2 protein-coding genes are annotated in these 1384 nt (G+C 41.5%); both read left to right on the top strand.

The window, feature by feature from the left end:
- Window positions 1–354 (top strand): helix-turn-helix domain-containing protein (locus J4N24_RS25380; RefSeq protein WP_207536543.1); only part of this gene is annotated, 354 nt, incomplete at its 5' end.
- Entirely contained in the window at window positions 351–1289 is a 939-nt protein-coding gene (locus J4N24_RS25385; RefSeq protein ID WP_207536544.1) for an IS3 family transposase, read from the top strand. The genes J4N24_RS25380 and J4N24_RS25385, both read left to right, overlap by 4 nt.
- Window positions 1290–1384 lie beyond the last annotated feature (95 nt).

Here is a 1384-nt window from a genome sequence, read left to right on the forward strand (position 1 = left end):
GGAAGTTCGGAGTATTTGGCAAACAGGCAGAAAAGGCGTAGCCCATCTGAGAGGAATAAGATCATTCGGGAAATTCTCTCGGGCCGATCTACCATTAGTGAAGTGCAACTAAAATATGGGATCGATTGCCGAGATACAGTTACTAAATGGCTTAGGGAATATAAAAGAGACGAGCAGGAGCTTTCTGTTCCTCCTCCCATAGACAACATTCCGCAGGAAGACCCTCAGCTCATAGAGATGCAAAAAGAGCTGGAGATGGCTCGTTTAAAGATAAGGGCATTGGAAATTGTTGTGGATATTGCCAGTGATCAGTTCAAGGTGGATATCATAAAAAAGTTTGGTGCCAAGCAGTGACCCAGCTTATCGTAGAAGAGCAGGGCATTAGTGTTAAGACACTATGTTCATTGTTTGGCAAAAGTAGAAATGCATGGTATGACAGCCGTAACAGGATTGAAAAGGGCGTTCTCATCCGGGATATCGTTTTACAGGAGGTGCATGCTATTCGTACAGAATTACCAGGAGTTGGGACAAGAAAACTGCATTTCATGCTCTCGGATATACTACAGACACATGGTATATCAATAGGTAGGGATTACCTGTTTGATCTGCTTGCAGCGACAGGATTACTGGTAACAAGAAGACGCAGGCGAGTCATTACTACTGATTCAAATCACTGGATGCGCAGATATGATAACTTGGTCGCATCCCAAATTATTACCAGGCCAGAACAGGTCTGGGTTAGCGACATCACTTACCTCAGACTAAATAGCAACTTCGTCTATTTAAGTCTCATCACTGATGCTTATTCCCGCCAGATTATGGGATACCATTTGCAAAATGACCTTTCTGCTGAAGGATGTCTCAAGGCACTTAAGATGGCCATTGCTAAAAGAACGACATCCAAGATGCCTTTGATGCATCACTCAGACAGAGGCTCGCAATATTGCAGTAAGGCATATGTAGAAGAACTTAATCAGGCGGCTATAGCCATCAGTATGACAAAAAACGGAGATCCATACGAAAATGCTATTGCAGAGCGAATCAATGGTATACTCAAGACAGAGTTTGACCTTGAAAGGAATACTGGAACCTTTGAACAACTTAAATATAAGCTGATTAGAACAATTACGGCCTATAATACTTTAAGGCCTCACGCCAGCTGCAACTACTTAACACCTCAGCAGGCACATCAAAGAAATGGACTGCTAAATAAACAATGGAAGAACTATAACAAAGACAAATGGAAACAGAAACAAATTCAGCAAGAACAATTGCTATATTCGAGCTAAATAAAATGTAATCCTTAATCAGGATATGTTAAGTCCTATTCAGGACGATGTCAAATTAATCCAGGACGAGTGTAAAGCTATACTAGGACTAGACA

It is taken from the genome of Desertivirga arenae (assembly GCF_017355785.1).
GTDB classification, from domain to species: domain Bacteria; phylum Bacteroidota; class Bacteroidia; order Sphingobacteriales; family Sphingobacteriaceae; genus Desertivirga; species Desertivirga arenae.